Annotated in this window: 18 protein-coding genes; 8 read left to right on the top strand and 10 right to left on the bottom strand. The window is 54.1% G+C overall.

Features of this window, described 5'->3' with window-relative positions:
• Positions 1-118 precede the first annotated feature (118 nt).
• From JJU47_RS07930 to zapA, 5 genes are all read right to left on the bottom strand, one after another.
• Positions 119-529 (bottom strand): DUF350 domain-containing protein, encoded by a 411-nt coding sequence (locus JJU47_RS07930; RefSeq protein WP_228617977.1) that lies wholly within the window; start codon positions 527-529, stop codon positions 119-121.
• A gap of 13 nt (positions 530-542) precedes the next feature.
• On the bottom strand, positions 543-2,897 hold the full coding sequence (locus tag JJU47_RS07925) for an endonuclease MutS2 (protein WP_228617975.1): 2,355 nt from the start codon (positions 2,895-2,897) through the stop codon (positions 543-545).
• On the bottom strand, positions 2,898-4,607 hold the full coding sequence (gene polX, locus JJU47_RS07920) for a DNA polymerase/3'-5' exonuclease PolX (protein ID WP_228617972.1): 1,710 nt from the start codon (positions 4,605-4,607) through the stop codon (positions 2,898-2,900).
• Between the two features lie 69 nt (positions 4,608-4,676).
• The gene (locus JJU47_RS07915) at positions 4,677-5,213 is read right to left on the bottom strand and encodes a CvpA family protein (protein WP_228617969.1); all 537 of its coding nucleotides are present in this window, start codon (positions 5,211-5,213) and stop codon (positions 4,677-4,679) included.
• 8 nt (positions 5,214-5,221) lie between these two features.
• Positions 5,222-5,443, bottom strand: coding sequence for a cell division protein ZapA (zapA, locus tag JJU47_RS07910; protein WP_024369779.1), 222 nt, complete (start codon positions 5,441-5,443; stop codon positions 5,222-5,224).
• A 210-nt stretch (positions 5,444-5,653) separates the two neighbouring features.
• On the opposite strand from zapA, the gene JJU47_RS07905 reads away from it, so the two are divergent.
• From JJU47_RS07905 to JJU47_RS07895, 3 genes are all read left to right on the top strand, one after another.
• Complete coding sequence (locus tag JJU47_RS07905) at positions 5,654-6,868, top strand: dicarboxylate/amino acid:cation symporter (RefSeq protein ID WP_228617966.1); 1,215 nt, start codon at positions 5,654-5,656, stop codon at positions 6,866-6,868.
• 71 nt (positions 6,869-6,939) lie between these two features.
• Positions 6,940-7,785, top strand: coding sequence for a GNAT family N-acetyltransferase (locus tag JJU47_RS07900; RefSeq protein WP_228617964.1), 846 nt, complete (start codon positions 6,940-6,942; stop codon positions 7,783-7,785).
• Positions 7,786-7,827: 42 nt separating this feature from the next.
• A complete protein-coding gene (locus tag JJU47_RS07895) occupies positions 7,828-8,025 on the top strand; it encodes a hypothetical protein (RefSeq protein WP_228617962.1) in 198 nt (65 codons plus the stop codon).
• Positions 8,026-8,056: 31 nt separating this feature from the next.
• Here the strand turns inward: JJU47_RS07895 and JJU47_RS07890 are convergent, their stop codons facing one another.
• On the bottom strand, positions 8,057-9,373 hold the full coding sequence (locus tag JJU47_RS07890; RefSeq protein WP_228617959.1) for a murein hydrolase activator EnvC family protein: 1,317 nt from the start codon (positions 9,371-9,373) through the stop codon (positions 8,057-8,059).
• Positions 9,374-9,662: 289 nt separating this feature from the next.
• Positions 9,663-10,181 (bottom strand): VanZ family protein, encoded by a 519-nt coding sequence (locus JJU47_RS07885; protein ID WP_228617957.1) that lies wholly within the window; start codon positions 10,179-10,181, stop codon positions 9,663-9,665.
• A gap of 159 nt (positions 10,182-10,340) precedes the next feature.
• Between JJU47_RS07885 and JJU47_RS07880 the strand changes: the two genes are divergently transcribed.
• Positions 10,341-10,814 carry a glutathione peroxidase gene (locus JJU47_RS07880; RefSeq protein ID WP_228617955.1) on the top strand — a complete coding sequence of 158 codons (474 nt, stop codon included), beginning with the start codon at positions 10,341-10,343 and terminating at the stop codon, positions 10,812-10,814.
• Positions 10,815-10,867: 53 nt separating this feature from the next.
• A complete protein-coding gene (locus JJU47_RS07875) occupies positions 10,868-11,326 on the top strand; it encodes a hypothetical protein (RefSeq protein WP_228617952.1) in 459 nt (152 codons plus the stop codon).
• Between the two features lie 12 nt (positions 11,327-11,338).
• Here JJU47_RS07875 and JJU47_RS07870 read toward each other — a convergent pair whose 3' ends face one another.
• Positions 11,339-12,271 (bottom strand): CAP domain-containing protein, encoded by a 933-nt coding sequence (locus JJU47_RS07870; protein ID WP_228617949.1) that lies wholly within the window; start codon positions 12,269-12,271, stop codon positions 11,339-11,341.
• 22 nt (positions 12,272-12,293) lie between these two features.
• Positions 12,294-12,740 carry a MarR family winged helix-turn-helix transcriptional regulator gene (locus JJU47_RS07865; RefSeq protein WP_228617947.1) on the bottom strand — a complete coding sequence of 149 codons (447 nt, stop codon included), beginning with the start codon at positions 12,738-12,740 and terminating at the stop codon, positions 12,294-12,296.
• A 117-nt stretch (positions 12,741-12,857) separates the two neighbouring features.
• Between JJU47_RS07865 and JJU47_RS07860 the strand changes: the two genes are divergently transcribed.
• The 3 genes from JJU47_RS07860 to JJU47_RS07850 all read left to right on the top strand — a co-directional run bounded on the left by JJU47_RS07860 (position 12,858) and on the right by JJU47_RS07850 (position 15,503).
• Positions 12,858-13,271 (top strand): organic hydroperoxide resistance protein, encoded by a 414-nt coding sequence (locus JJU47_RS07860; protein WP_228617945.1) that lies wholly within the window; start codon positions 12,858-12,860, stop codon positions 13,269-13,271.
• 128 nt (positions 13,272-13,399) lie between these two features.
• Complete coding sequence (locus JJU47_RS07855) at positions 13,400-14,257, top strand: metallophosphoesterase (RefSeq protein ID WP_228617943.1); 858 nt, start codon at positions 13,400-13,402, stop codon at positions 14,255-14,257.
• Positions 14,258-14,363: 106 nt separating this feature from the next.
• Entirely contained in the window at positions 14,364-15,503 is a 1,140-nt protein-coding gene (locus tag JJU47_RS07850; protein WP_228617940.1) for a zinc-dependent alcohol dehydrogenase, read from the top strand.
• Between the two features lie 42 nt (positions 15,504-15,545).
• Here the strand turns inward: JJU47_RS07850 and JJU47_RS07845 are convergent, their stop codons facing one another.
• Positions 15,546-16,448 carry a cation diffusion facilitator family transporter gene (locus tag JJU47_RS07845; protein ID WP_228617937.1) on the bottom strand — a complete coding sequence of 301 codons (903 nt, stop codon included), beginning with the start codon at positions 16,446-16,448 and terminating at the stop codon, positions 15,546-15,548.
• Between the last annotated feature and the right edge of the window lie 42 nt (positions 16,449-16,490).

Below are 16,490 nucleotides of genomic sequence, written 5' to 3'. Positions count from 1 at the left end.
AGCGACGTCCGCAAACGTCGCTTTCAATCAATAAAAGATATACCACAGTGCCGCTGCCACTAAAAACAGTCCGGCCCCGATGAAGAGGATCTTTGCCAATCGTTCATATACCATGTCTTCACCTCACTAACGCCGCACCGACGATGAGCGAGACGCCGATCGAGAGCAGGAACGCGAGCAAACCGACGGCGATGTTCCCTTTCCCGATCTCCTCGTTCACTTTCAAGGACGGTGTCAAAAATTCAAACAACCAATACGTGACGAGGAGCAGGAAGAATCCGAAGCTCCCGCCGACTAAAATATCGACCATGCGCTCGTGATGACTCTCGACGACACGGAAGATGTTGGCGAGACCGACGACCTTTCCCCCGGTCGCGAGCGCCACGGCGATATTCCCTTTTTGAATCTCACGCCAATTGCTGTACGGTGTCGTCACCTCGAAGATGGCGAGGCCGACGACAATCATGAGCCCGGCGATCGTGTATAAACCGAACGACTCGAGCATGACGTTAAACGATACGTTCCCCATTGTCACCATTTCCTCACTTCAACTCGACGACCGTGACCCCGAGTCCACCTTCTCCCATACCCCCTGGGCGCTGACTCTTCACGTGGCGATGTCCTTTCAAGAACTCTTGCGTCGCTTGCCGCATCGCGCCCGTACCGAGCCCATGGATGATGCGGACGTTGTCATAACCGGACACGAGCGCCTCGTCGATGTATTTGTCTAGGCGCGAGAGCCCTTCTTCGACCCGGACACCGCGTAAGTCAAGCTCCGACTTCGTCGAACTCTGACGCTTCAACGAGCTGCCTTTCGACTGGAGCGACTGCTCTTTTGACGGGCCAATCTTTTGAAGGTCGTCCGCTTTGACGTTCACTTTCATGATCCCGACCTGGACGTTGTACTCGTTGTCGTTAATCTGGTTCACGATGTAACCTTTTTGGTTGAACGTCGTCACTTTCACTTCTTCGCCTTTACTGAACGTACGTTTTTGTTGCGCTTTTTGTTTCACTTTTTGGATCTTTTTATCTTGGAGCGTCGGTTTCGCTGATTCGAGCTCTTTCTTCGCGGCGATAATCTCATGTTCTTTGACGATACCTTGCTCACGCAGCTTCTTCAACCGCTCGATGACTTCGTTCGCTTGGCGCTTCGCCTGTTCGACGGCTTTGTCGGCTTTCGCCTCGGCCTCGCTATATAACGTGTCGCGTTCTTTCTCGAACGAGGTCATCTTCGCCTCGAACGCCGTCTTCTCTTCTTCGAAGTCGTGGCGTTTCACGATGAGTTCTTGTTCGAGCTGTTCGGCACGTTGTTTCGCCGACTCGAGTTCGTTGATCATCGATTCGACCGACTCCGCGTCGGTGCCAACATGGCTCCGCGCCTTGTCGATGACGTCTTCGGATAACCCGAGACGACGGCTGATCTCGAACGCGTTCGAACGTCCCGGTACGCCGATCAATAGACGATACGTCGGGCTGAGCGACTCGATATCGAACTCCATCGACGCGTTCATGACGCCTTCCCGGTTGTAAGCGTATGCCTTCAATTCCGAATAGTGGGTCGTCGCCGCCACGCGGGCGCCGCGCCGTTTCACTTCGTCGAGGATGGCGATGGCGAGTGCGGCCCCTTCTTGCGGGTCGGTCCCGGCCCCGAGCTCATCGAACAAGACGAGCGACATGAAGTCGATCTTGTCGAGCATGCTGACGATGTTCGTCATGTGCGAGCTGAACGTCGAGAGACTTTGTTCAATCGACTGCTCGTCCCCGATGTCGGCGTAGACGGCGTCAAAGACGGATAGCTCCGTCCCGAACTCGGCCGGGACGTATAGACCCGACTGCACCATGAGCTGGAGCAGACCGATCGTCTTCAGCGTGACCGTCTTCCCGCCGGTGTTCGGCCCGGTGATGACGAGCGACGTGAACGCTTCCCCGAGTTCGACCGTGATCGGGACGACCTCGTCACGAGGAATGAACGGATGACGTGCTTGTTTCAACTTGATCTCCCGAGCGTCATTCAGCTTCGGCTCGGTCGCCTTCAATTCATGTCCGTACGCGACTTTCGCGAACACGAAGTCGAGCGTGGCGAGCACGTCGAGGTTCGTCACGACCGAATCGGCGACGCCTCCGACGAGGTTTGATAACTCGCTCAAGATACGGTCGATTTCGGCCCGCTCTTTCAAACGGACTTCTTGAATCTCGTTGTTGATCGAGACGATCGCTTGCGGTTCGATGAAGAGCGTCTGACCGGAAGCCGACTGGTCGTGGACGATTCCGCCGAACGCTTGGCGATACTCCATCTTGACCGGGACGACGTAACGGTCGTTCCGAATCGTGACGATCGCATCCGACAACATCTTGGCGTTGTTGCGGAGAATGTTATCGATGCGGGAGCGGACGCTGCCTTCGTAGCTACGGAGCTGGGTCCGGAGGCCACGGAGCTGTGAGCTTGCCGAATCTTGGACCGTCCCTTGGTCGTCGATCGCGTGACGGATCGATTGTTCGACCTCGATCAGCTTCGTCAACCGTTCCGCGTACTCGTCGAGGCGCGGGATGCGGAGGTCTTCGTTGTCCTCGTGAAGCTTCTCAAAGAAGTTTTTCACTTGGCGCCCGCTGTACATAACGGCGGCGACGGCGAGCAGTTCACTCGTCGAGAGCACCGAGCCGATCGCGGCCCGTTTCACTTCGGCACGGACGTCTGTCAGCCCGCCGAGCGGCAAACGGTCACGGAGACGGACGACCTCAGTCGCTTCCTTCGTGACGTTCAAATTGGCGAGCACCCGGTCGTACGAGTAATCGGGTTGCATCGTGAGCGCCCGTTCTTTCCCGAGCGAGCTCGCGGCGTGGCCGGCGAGCTGCTGGCGTAGTTTTTCATATTCTAAAACGCGTAACGCGTGGTCCATCTAGCATGTTCCTTTCTGTCGCTTCGCGTCGAAGAACGCTTTGGCGTCCTTAAACGAGAGGCAGTTGATGATGTCGGACGGTTCGAGATAGGCTTTACGGGCGTGCAAGACGCCGAGTGCCATATCTTCCATCATGTCCGGGTGGTGTGTGTCGGTATTGATCATCAGCTTGACACCGGCTGCTTTCGCTTTCTTCAGCGTCGACGCCGTCAAATCAAGCCGGTTCGGGTTGGCGTTCAACTCGAGCGCCGTGCCCGTCTCTTTCGCGAGGGCGATCAAGCGCTCCTCGTCGATCGGATAACCGTCGCGACGTCCGATGAGACGTCCGGTCGGATGGGCAATGACGTTGACGTAAGGCGAACGGCAAGCGTTCTCGAGCCGGGCCATAATCTCGTCGACCGATTGGTCCATCTTCGAGTGGATCGAGGCGACAACGTAGTCAAGCGTCGCCAAAAACTCCGGCTCATAGTCGAGCGTGCCGTCCGGTCGGATGTCCATCTCGACGCCGCGCAGGACGTGCATGTCGTGCTTCTTCGCGGCTTCGAGAATCTCTTCGCCTTGCGCTTCAAGCCGTTCCTCGGTCAAGCCGTTGACGAACGTCATATACTTGCCGTGGTCGGTGATGGCGATCCACTCGTAGCCGCGCGCTTTCATCGCAGCGACGAGCTCGTCGACGGTCAACTTCCCGTCCGACCAGACCGTGTGCATGTGGGCATCGGCCTTGATGTCATCGAGTGTGACGAGCTTCGACAAGTCGTGCTCGAACTCAAGATTCCCTGCCCGAAGTTCCGGCGGGATGAACGGGAGACCGTAGCGTTCGAACAGCTCCGCTTCCGTCTCCGGTTGCCAGAGGCCGTCTTCTGTCTCGACCCCGTACTCGGAGATCGACTCACCTTTTGCTTTGGCGAGTTGACGCATGCGGACGTTATGGTCTTTCGAGCCGGTGAAGTGGTGGAGCGTCGCGGCGAAAGCGCCCGGCTCGACCATGCGGAAGTCGACCGATACCATCTCTTCACGTTCGAGGACGAGCGACACTTTCGTCTCCCCGGCCGCGATGACTTCATTGATGAACGGGAGCGCGAGCAGTTTGTCTCGGAGCGCGACCGGCTCCTCGGTCGCGATGATGAAGTCCAAGTCTTTGCACGTCTCTTCGGCCCGGCGGAAACTGCCGCCGACTGAATGCCGGAGGACGAGCGGCTCGGCTTCGAGCACGGTCTCGATCTCTTCGACGACCGGGCGCATCATCGCATAAGCCAGGCGCTCCGGCCGAGATTCCAAGTTGCGTGCCGCGGCGAGCAGTTTCTCGACGCTCTTCGCACCGAATCGAGGCAGCTCTGAAGCCGTCCCGTCTTCTAGGACACGGATGAGCGACTCGAGGTCGACAACGCCGATCTCCCGAAGCTGGGCAAGTTTCTTGCCGCCGAGCCCTTGGATTTTAAGCAGTTTCATCAATCCGAACGGAATCTCTTCTTGGAGCGACTCGAGCACTTCGCTCCGTCCCGTGTCCCGCCATTCTTCGAGCACGGCAGCCGTCCCTTTGCCGATCCCGGAGATCGTCGTCAAATCGTCGATCTCGTTGAGTTCAAGTTCTGAGTTCTCGAGCGCCGTCGCCGCTTTCCGGAAGGCGTTGATTTTGAACGGGTTCTCCCCCTTGATTTCCATATATTGCGCGATTTTCTCTAACAACATCATCGCTTCTACTTTATTCATGACTTTTCCCCCTTATCCATACAGAAAAGGCCGAGACACAAGCACTTGCTTGCATTCCGGCCTGTCGTGTCACAGCATCTTATTCGAGAACCATTCTGAAAGATACGGCGTATCTTGAATGATGAACGTCGCGAGCGACGAGTTGTCGACGGCGTTTTGTACACCGGCCATCGGGACGAACGCGATCACCCAAAGGATGAAGAATGTGATGACGTATGACTCGAAGAATCCGAGCACGGCACCGATGATCCCTTTCAATTGACGCAAGATCGGCAAGTCTGTCAAGAAGTCGAGCATCGACAAGATGAGATGCAAGACGAGCTTCGTGATGACGAACAAGACGACGAACCAGAAGACGTTATAGAACGTCATCTCGATCCCTGAGAGCGAGTTCAAGTCGAGCACGCCTCCAGGCAACGTCCCGTCAAGCTGGGACGGGTACGGGATCCAAAGCTTGAACGCTTCGGCGAGGTCCCGGTAATAGGCGTTGGCGACGAAGAAACTGATGAGAAGCGCGACCCAATGGCCAAGCTGTAGAATCGCACCACGGCGGAAACCGTTGACGATTCCGATAAACAAGAAAAACAGTATAAGTAGAGTAACCATATAGTAATTTATTCTCCCGTATTTCGTTTAGATTTGACGTGATCGCTCGCGATTTGAATGGCCGCGAGAACCGCCGCCTGACGAGCGTCTAAATGAGGGGACTGTTCACGAATCTCACGGATCTTACTATCGACGAGAAAGCCCACTTCCCTCACATGATCGGCTGGCTCCTCGCTTACAATCGTATAATCTTGACCCGCGATGTGGATCGTTGTTCGTTGTACCTGCACGCGTCACCCCTCCTTTTCGTCTATTCAAAATTAATCATAACATCGATTGTATATTAGGAAAAGAAGAAGCCCCTTCCTTTTATGCGACAACAATTTATGTTACCCTATTTCAAAGTTGTCAAACGTCAATCTTCGTTGAAAATGAAAAGATAGGGTGGCAACTGCGCTGGAAATGTGCGAAAATAGCAACAATTCAAACATTTAGAAAGGATGATTTTTTTGAAATTACGAATTGGCCTTCTAGGTCGCATCATCATCGCTATCGCGTTTGGTATTTTAATCGGTAGCCTCGTACCAGAAAGCCAGAACTGGATTGTACGGACGTTTGTCACGTTTAACACGATCTTCGGGCAGTTCTTAGGCTTCGCTATCCCACTCATCATTCTCGCTTTCATTATCCCGGGCATCGGGGAGCTCGGAAAAGGTGCAGGAAAACTCGTCGGCTTGACGGCCGTCATCGCCTACTTGTCGACAATCGTCGCCGGTACGCTCGCTTACTTTGCGACGAGCAACTTGTTCCCGCAAATCTTGTCACGGGACACAGCGTCAGCTGAAAACCCAGAAGAAGCACTGCTCAGCGGATTCTTGAACTTCGAGATTCCACCTGTGTTCGGTGTCATGACCGCGCTCGTCCTCGCTTTCGTTATCGGAATCGGGATCGCCGCGATCGAGAGCAAGCGTTCACTCGACCTTGCCATGGACTTCCGCGATATCATTGAACTAGTCATCAGCAAAGTCATCATTCCACTCTTACCGATTCACATCGCCGGAATTTTCATGAACATGACGTACGCCGGTCAAGTCGCCGAGATTCTCTCGGTGTTCTCGCTCGTCTTCGTCACGATCATCGTCCTTCATGCGACAATGCTCATGATTCAATACTCGATCGCAGGCGGCCTCAACAAAGAGAACCCGCTCAAGTTGCTCAGAACGATGATGCCGGCTTACTTCACAGCCATCGGGACGCAATCATCGGCAGCGACGATCCCGGTCACGCTTCGCCAAGCGAAAGCGAACAACGTCGACGACGGTGTTGCCAACTTCGTCGTTCCACTCTGTGCGACGATCCACTTGTCAGGTTCGACGATCACACTCACGTCGGTCGGTGTCGCACTCATGTACTTGAACGGCATGCCGATGTCATACGCGATCGTACTTCCGTTCATCCTCGCCCTCGGCGTCACGATGATCGCAGCACCGGGTGTCCCTGGTGGAGCCGTCATGGCCTCACTCGGACTCTTCGGTTCAATCCTCGGTTTCGACGCGACGATGCAGAGCTTGGTCATCGCGCTCTACTTGGCGCAAGATAGCTTCGGTACGGCGACGAACGTCACAGGGGACGGCGCCATTGCCAAAATCGTTCACTACTTCAAACGTCACACGAAACTCCTTGACGACCCAAAAGCACGCGAAGAAATCGCGTAATGCACCACACGTCAGACAACGGGCAAGCCTAACGGTTTGCCCGTTTTCCATACATATGAGGGGGAAACAAAATGGAATTCAAAGTTTGGGGGGACCCTTACGCGTTCGCGGAGCGCGTGCTGCCGGAATTGATGAAGCGTGAAGCCGAGCACAGTTTGATGATCGGTGTACTTGACGACATTAAGCAAGGCAAATATGATGACTTCACACAGGTTACAATCGAAGCGAATGGCCGTCTTCTTGCATCATTGCAAGTTACCCCACCCCATCCGCTCAATTATGTCCTGTTTGATGAACAGGCGGCCGATGATGTCATGAGGTTTCTAATACCGGTTTTACTCGAGAGCGAGCTAATTTTCGATGATGTCGTATCAGAGAGGACACAGGCGATGAATTTTTATGCCTTATGGACTCACTTCACTGGAAATGAGCCAAAAATATTCATGGAACAAGGTTTCTATCGGCTTGAACGCGTGAACGATGTTGCGCTTGCAGAAGGTCGTATTCGTCAAGCGACCCCGGCCGAACGTCCGCTTCTTGAGCAATGGTATAACGCCTTTGCACATGAGAACGGGCTCGACCGTTCTGACAAGGACAAGGTGAGCCGTGTCGTCCAGGCGATGGTCGACAATGGCGACGCCTACGTCTGGGAAGTTGATGGGAAGACTGTCTCATGTGCGAAGAAGTCTCGACCGACCGAGAACGGCGTGACCGTCTCGTTCGTCTACACGGTGCCTGAGAGGCGCGGGAACGGCTACGGACGCTCCATCGTCGCCGAGCTAAGCCGCGAGCTGTTGAAGACGAAACGCTTCTGTACGCTCTATACCGATTTGACCAATCCGACTTCGAACAAGATCTATCAAGAAGTCGGGTACGAACCGATCATGGAATCTTCATGGATCCGACTCGCTAGATGAATCGCCCCGCCTCCCCTATACTGATAGGTGGAGGCGATTTTTATGAGGCAGTGGTGGAATCAAATCCCGAAACGGATCCGTCTCGTCGTAACGACCGTCCTTATCGGATCGATCGTCGCGTACATGATGATCGTCGGCGGTATGAGCGTCCTGGACGATCCGAATTGGGACACACTTTGGTTGAGCGTCATCGGCGCCGCTTTATTGACGTTCATCAGCTATCAGGCAACAAAAAAGTGATCGACGCGTTCGTCGATCACTTTGTCTGTGATTAGAAGAATGAAGCTGGGTTGACCGTGTTGCCCGCGCTCGAAGACGAGTACGAGTATCCACCACGGTGAATCTCGAAGTGAAGGTGTGAACCTGTCGAGTTACCTGTGCTACCCATGCCACCGATATGTTGACCTTGCGAGACACGTTGTCCAGCCGAGACCGACACTGAGCTCAAGTGAGCATATACTGTCGTCCACACTTGTCCGTTAATGACGTGTGTGATGATGACGTGGTTCCCGTAAGCGCCACCCCATCCTGCAGTCGTGACCGTACCCGTTTGTGCCGCACGAATCGGTGTGCCGACTGGTGCTGCAAGGTCGATCCCGTTATGGAACGTGTAGCCGTTCACGCCGCTTGCTGGTCCCCATCCTTGCGTGAGACGTCCACCTGACGGACGTTGGAACATACCACCGCTCGCTGGAGCAGATGCTGCTGGCGTCGTTGCCGCTGCGTTCGATGAAGACGCGGTTGCGTTCGATGCTTGTTTTTTCTTCGCTGCCGCAGCCGCTGCTTCCGCTTCAGCCGCCGCTTTGCGTTTCGCTTCTTCAGCCGCACGGCGTTGTGCTTCGATTTCAGCCTTGATTGACGCTTCTTGTGCTTGAAGCGTTGATTCCATCTCTTTCAAGCTCATCAATTTCGACTCGAATTTGATTTTCTCGGCGTTCAATTTCTTTACTTTCGCTGCGCGCTCTTTCATTTTCTTGTCGAGTGCCACTTTGCGTTCTTCAAGTTGCTCTTTTTGTGTCACGAGGGCATCGCGCTCTGACTTGAGGTCCGCCTGTGCTGCTGCGAGCTTCTCTTTCGTCGCTTGATACTCTTCGAAGATTTGCTTGTCGTTCTCTTGGATCGTACCGGCCGTGATCATACGTGTGATCAAGTCACCGAAGTCTTTCGAACCGAAGATGAACTCCGCCCAGTTGATCGACGTGCCGCCGTTCTTTTGCATCGTCGCCATACGCTCTTTCATGAGCTCTTCTTGGGCTTTCATTTTTGCTTCGTACTTTTTGATTTGCTCTTCAAGCTTCGCAATCTTTTCTTGTGTCGCACGAATCTCAGCTTTCTTTTGAGCCACGTCGTTGATGACGTCTTGGAGTTCAGCGTCTAGCTTGTTGATTTCTTGCTGCTCTTTGCTGATCGCTTGCTCACGCGATTGGATCGACGCGTTCGCTTTTGACTGTTCAGAACTATTCTGTTGTTGCTGCTGCTGGACTTTCTTTTGCTTGTCTGTGAGTGACGCCGCAAAACCAGGAGTCGTGCCGCTGATAAGAAGAGTCCCTAGAGTGACGGTTGCCGCAAGTTTCTTCAAGTTAACCAATGTGCTTCCCTCCGCTGAGTCGTGTGAATTTCTATATATAATAGATCAATGTTTGTCGATTTATGACGAGAACCATTCTCGCCCTGTGACTCATTATAGCAATCTAAACCTAAAGTTATTTTACACTTATATTTCATTCGCATTACATTGACCTGATTTAGGTTTTATTGTTTAAAAAACGTGGGTATATAGGGAAATTTGCTCATTTTCTTGTCACAAAGAAGATTTATAAAAAAGAAAAGCACTTCGTGGAAGCGCTTTTCACATAACAACCTATCACAATTTTGTTTTACCTCGTTGTAACGTAGCCAGCCCGGCTCCGTCTTTTTCCTTTTCGTTTGGCCAAGTAAATCCCTCCGACGAGCAACACCCCGCACAACGCACCGACACTGTCCAAGACGACATCTTGGATGAGCGGCGTCCGCTCCGGTGTCAAACTTTGGTGGAACTCGTCATAAATGGCGACCGTATTGGCAAGCGTCCAGGCGAACAACAGGATGAGTCCGGCATGGAGACGCACGCGCGCCACCGCTTTGACGAAGAGCGCCCCGAGGATGAAGAAAATCGTGAAGTGGGCCGCTTTTCGAATGAGAAACTCGATCAACCCGACCGTCCCTTTCGCCTCGAGCGACACCGGGCTGCCGTCGTATTCAAAATCGATGTCCGCGAGCACTGGTTCAGCCCAGCCCCAGTCGAATCGTTCGAGCGGCGAGACGATGCTCTGGTCTGAATAAGGCGTCGAACTCGAGAAGAACAAGCCGACGAGAATGATGGTGATCCAAATAAATTCATTTTTCAATATGTACATAACACCGTTCCTTTCATCAAGACTTTCATTATAAGAGTTTCTTCACATTTCATTGTAACAGCGACATCATCGTTTCGTGACAAATTGATTGCGGACAACCGATTCAAAGTCGAATCCATAAAACGAGATTGATATAATGAAGAAAAAGGGGGAATCCATATGATTTACCATTATGAAGCGGCCGATATGAGCGGCAAGCTCCAACCGTTGTCGAAATACGAGGGGGACGTGCTCTTGATCGTCAATACGGCGAGCAAGTGCGGGTTTACGCCACAACTCGATGGCCTCGAGAAAATGTATGCGCAATATAAAGACAAGGGACTCCAAATTCTCGGTTTTCCGTGCAACCAGTTCGGCAACCAAGACCCGGGGACGAACGAAGAGATCAACGAGTTTTGCCAACTGAACTATGGCGTGACGTTCCCGATGTTCGCCAAAGTCGACGTCAACGGCAAAGACGCGCACCCGCTCTTCCAATACTTAGCGAAAGAAGCGCCGGGACTTCTCGGTTCGAAAGCGATCAAATGGAACTTCACCAAGTTTCTCGTCGACCGGCAAGGGAATGTCATCGAGCGCTTCTCGCCACAGACGACGCCTGATGAGATCGAAAAAGCCGTCAAAAAGTTAATTTAAGTGAAACCTGTCCCGTCCTCCGTTCGTAACGTACAGAAAGGGGGATGGGACAGATGCGTTTTCATACATATGAGCGATGGCGAAGTGTCTTCCGCACCGCCGCTCTCCTCCTGATCTTATTTATCGGCTTCGAACTCGCCTTTCAAGGAACGACCGACTATATGACGGGCTTTCCTGAAGCGTCACCAAACTGGTTGCCCGAGGCGTGGACTACGAATCGCATGCTCGTCCTCTACCTCGGTGTCCTCGCCGTCCTGATCGTCGACCTCGTCGTCTCGAGCGTGATCTATCAAAAGCTCGCCTCGGCTCCATACGTGCGTCGCTTCGCCGGCCTTCAGTTGCTCGGTGTCTTGCTTCTCACGAGCGCCTACCTGGTCGCGGAACAGATCGAGGCGCGTTGGCCGTTCACGTTCATCGTCGCGTTCAGTATGATGATGTACCTCGGGCTGACCGAGAAGTACTTGAAGCCGCTCCAACCGACAAAACAGGAAGATCTCCCGAATCAAGGGTGACCTTCCTGTTTTTTAGCGTGGCGTGATGAAGTTGATCGTATAGAACGGGCTGTTGTCGTCGTTGTAGACGAGCCCGACCGAGGCATGGCTGAAATCGGGCTTCAATATGTTCTCGCGGTGCCCGAGCGAGTTCATGAGCCCCCAATGGGCATGAAAGACGCTCATCTGCCCCATCGCCAAGTTTTCACCGGCAAGGGAATACGTGAGACCGTATTCGTTCATCCGCTCGAACGGGTCACGTCCTTCCGGGTCGGTGTGGCTGAAGAAGTTGTTCGCCGCCATGTTCTCGCTGTGGGCCCGGACGACCGGGAGCAGCGGCTCATAGTCGGCGAGTGCGGACAGCCCGAACTTCTGACGGTCCCAGTTCATGAGGAGACGCATGAGCGTCTCGTTCGCCACTGTACTTTCTGCCGAGACGTCTCCGTAGTAGCCTTCGCTCGACTCTTCGACGCGACGCTCGACGGCGAGAACGGCTTTCAACTTGTCGTCATCGTGTTCGTCGAAGAAGAACGTCACGTAGCTCCCGTTGATCGCATAGACCGAAAACGACGGGTCGTCCGGGATCAAATAGCGGCGCATCCCTTTGTCGTACGAGCGCACCGGGTCGAACCCGATCCGCTCGACGTCCTCCCGGGTCATCTCATCGAGGATGAGCCCTTCATACGTGCTGCCCGTCTCGAACTGATAAAACCCTTTCTTCGCGCCGTCGGCGTCAATCAATTCGAGCGCGCGGTCACCGTTTCGTTCGAGCAAGTACCAGTCGTGACCGGCGTACTGGCTAGCGAAACGAGGCGCGTCAGTGGCGACGTCTTCCGTCTCCCCCGCTTCTTCTACGACGTCCGACTTCACTTGGACGCTCGTCGGCGCCGACACGTTCGGCACTTCATACTTCCAGGCGGCATAGACGCCGATTGCCATCAATAAGATGATAAGTTTACGGATCATCTTGACTCCTTTCGTGGAAACCTTACCCTTGGTGCTCACCAAACGCTTTCAAGCGTGACTTGATGTCGATGAGCACCTTCATATAGTCGACATATGTCGCTTCATCTATATTCAGCATACCACTCACTTTGAGCGGTACCTCTTCCGCCTGCTCACGCAACGTGCGTCCGGCCTCTGTCAACGTCAAGAGGACACGGCGCTCATCGTCCGTCGCCCGTACTTTCTCGACATACCCGATTTGCATCAACCGTTTGACGAGCGGAGACAGCGTCCCCGAATCGAGCGTGAGCCGTTCACCGAGCTGTTTCATGTCGATGCCGTCTTCTTCCCATAATACGAGCATGACCAAGTATTGGCTGTACGTCAGGTTCAACGGGGCGAGGATCGGCCGGTACAGGCGAGTGAGCTCTTTTGAAGCGGTATAGAGTTGAAAACAGATTTGATGCTCTAATGTTAACGAACTTTTCATATAAATTCCTCCGGCTGTAGTCTTAGACCAAGCATATCATTTGCACATTCATTTGACTGCCTTATAATTAGATTGTGCACAATATAATTGTTAAAAACGAAACGGAGGAAATGAATCATGAAACCATTATTCACAGCTTCTGCAACAGCCATCGGTGGCCGCGAAGGTCGCGTCACTTCAACGGACGGTGTCATTGACTTAAACGTCGCGATGCCTGGGGCTAAACAAGCGGACGAGTCGACGAACCCGGAGCAACTGTTCGCTGCCGGCTACGCGGCTTGCTTTGGCAGCGCCTTGAACCTCGTCATCGGCAAAGAACGCGTCAAGACGGATGGGACGAGCGTCACAGGCCATGTCACGCTCAACCAGAACGACGAAGGTTTCTTCATCTCTGTTGAACTTGAAGTCGAAATCAAAGGCGTCGACCAAGAGACAGCCGACCGTCTCGTCGAAGCGGCGCACCAAGTATGCCCGTATTCGAAAGCGACACGCGGCAACGTCGACGTGACCCTTAAAACAAAAGTAGCTTGATCGTGTCCCGCTCCTCGTCGAGCGGGATTTTTTTCACGAAACCATGTTCGCGGGATGACTGACGATTCTTTGCTTCCGCCCCCGAGTCCGAGTAAAATGAAAGGACCGAAGAGACGAGGAGGGACGACATGTTCAAAGGCAAACGCAAATACATCACACTCTTCATCATTGCCGCATTTTTAGTCCTCGCCTTTTATAACGGACTCGTCGTCCGCACGTACGATGTGTCGACGGACAAACTCGAGGCCGGTCAGTCGCTCCGCATCGTCCTCCTCTCAGACTTGCACGGCTACTCGTACGGGAAGGAACAGAGCGCCTTGATCGCAAAAGTGAAAGAGCAAAATCCCGACTTGATCGCGCTGCCTGGCGATATGCTCGACCGCAATCGTCCGCCAGATGCCGCCTTCGACCTCGTCAAAGGCCTCGAAGGCTACGTCCCGATTTACTTCGTGACCGGTAACCATGAGATTGATGAATCGGACGACTACGTTCGGCACGATGTGAAAGATGTGTTCCGCTCCTCCGGGGTGACCGTCCTCGAGAACGAGGCGGAGACGGCGACGATCAACGGAATCGACCTCGTCATTGGAGGGGCGGAAGACCCGCTGCGGACGTATGCTGAAGATCTTTACGGAAATTGGCAACAAGACGTCTTGACGGCGCTCGCCGACATCGACACGAGGGAGACGTTCAGTCTGTTGCTCTCTCACCGGGCCGAACAAGTCGAAACTTACGCCGAGCTCCCGTTCGATCTCGTCTTGTCCGGCCACGCCCATGGGGGGCAAGTTCGGATCCCTTATCTTATGAACGGTCTGTACGCCCCGGATCAAGGGTTCTTCCCGAAATATGCTGGCGGGCTGTATGAACACGAGACGTTCGATCACGTCATCGGCCGCGGTTTCAACTATGGAATCAGCGTGCCGCGCATCTTCAATCCACCCGAGATCGTCGTCATCGACGTGACTGGGACCGGGACTCCACAGTGAGTCCCTTTTCCTATTTCCGCCAATTTTTAGATTCAGGTGGAATGGAAGCGGGTACAGTACACATGTTGTGATTGACCCGTTTTTTGAAAAAAGGAGGAATGAACGTATGCGTGCAGTGACGTATCAAGGTGCAAAGAACATCGAAGTGAAAGACGTGAAAGACCCGGAGATTGAGAACCGAGAGGAGATCATCGTCAAGATCACCTCGACGGCCATCTGCGGCTCGGACTTGCACATCTACTTAGGCAACATGCCGACCCGGCACGGTTACGTCATCGGTCATGAACCGATGGGCATCGTCGAAGAAGTCGGTCCGGACGTGACGAAAGTGAAAAAAGGCGACCGCGTCGTCTTACCGTTCAACGTCTCGTGCGGACACTGTTTCTACTGCGAAAACGAGATGGAGAGCCAATGCGACAACTCGAACCACGCACCGCATACGGACGCGGGCGGCTACTTCGGCTTCACGGAACAGTTCGGCAACCACCCTGGCGGCCAGGCCGAATATTTGAAAGTTCCTTACGGCAACTTCATGCCGCTCGTCATTCCGGAATCGTGCGAGCTCGAGGACGAGGCACTCCTCTTCTTGTCCGACGTCATCCCGACCGCCTGGTGGAGCCTAGAAAGCGCCGGTATGAAGCCTGGGGACACGGTCGTCGTCCTCGGTTCTGGTCCGGTCGGACTCATGACGCAAAAGCTCGCCTGGGTCCGGGGTGCCAAACGTGTCATCGCCGTCGACCCCGAGCTGTACCGCTTGAATCGGGCGAAGCTGTCGAACAACGTCGAGACCGTGCTCATGAAAGACCCGATCGACACTGGCAAGTATATTTACGAGATCACAAACGGCGGCGCCGACGTCGTCATCGACTGTGTCGGCTTTGACGGCAAGATGTCGCCGATCGAGAAAGTCGAACAGAAGTTGATGGTGCAAGGCGGGACGCTCAGCGCCATCAAAGTCGCAAAAGAAGCGGTGCGGAAGTTCGGAACCGTTCAGCTGACCGGGATTTACGCCATGAACTATAATCAATTCCCGCTCGGTGACTTCTTCACACGTAACGTCAGCATCAAGACGGGGCAAGCGCCGGTCATCCACTATATGCCGGAACTGTTCCAAATGATCGTCGACAAGAAGTTCGACCCGACCGACATCATCACGCACCGGATGCCGCTCGACCAAGCGGCGGACGCGTACAAGATGTTCAATGACCACCTCGACGACTGTGTCAAAGTTGTCCTCAAACCATAAGACAAGCGGTCCCCGAGCCAAAGCTCAGGGACCGCTTGTTCGTTACCAAATCGTCCGTTCTTCGCAACATTGCGGCGCCCGTTCGATTTGGACGGTCGAACGTTTGAACGTTCCGAACCGTTTCATACGGTCCGTCACTTCGTGCAACACTTTCTGGTCATCGGTCGCTTCGCCGATCAAGACGTGACACGTGACGGCCAATTCGTTCGAGGTGATCGACCAGACGTGCAAGTCATGCACCTCTTTCACGCCGGCGACGGTCATCAAGTCTTGTTGCATCGCGACGACATCGACTTCCGCCGGTGCCCCTTCCATCAAAATATGGACAGCGTCACGCGTCACCCGGTAACCGCTCACCATAATCAGGACGGCGACGAACAAGCTCGCGATCGAGTCGGCGAGCGTCCAACCGAACAAGAAGATGAGAAGGGCCGCCGTGATGGCACCGACCGAACCGAGCAAGTCCCCGAAGACGTGGAGCAACGCGCTGCGTACGTTCAAATTGTCCCGCTCACCGCGCATCAAGATCCAAGCCGCGAGTATGTTAACGAGCAAGCCGACGACGGCGATCACGAGCATCCCTTCACTCAAAATCTCAGGCGGTGCGAACAGGCGCTTGTACGCCTCGATGATGATGTACATCGAAATGACGAGCAACGTCACCCCGTTCACGAACGCCGCCAATATTTCAAAGCGTCGATATCCGAACGTCTGTCTCGGCGTCGCCGAACGCACACCGAAGCGGACGGCGAGAAAACTGAGGCCGAGCGCGGCTGCGTCTCCGAGCATATGTCCGGCATCGGACAGTAAGGCGAGGCTGTTCGTCCATAGTCCGCCGATGACCTCGACGACCATGAACGTCGCAATCAACACGAACGCCCAGAACAGCGCCCGTTGGTTCGATGCATGATGATGGTCGTGTACGTGATGATCATGTCCAGCCATATGACTCCCTCCCTTTTCTCTCATTATATTCCTCTCACCCTA

The sequence above is a fragment of the Exiguobacterium sp. genome (assembly GCF_020832205.1).
GTDB lineage: Bacteria > Bacillota > Bacilli > Exiguobacteriales > Exiguobacteriaceae > Exiguobacterium.
The sequence above is the reverse complement of the archived record's forward strand: the minus strand, read 5'-3'. Positions and strand labels throughout refer to the sequence as shown.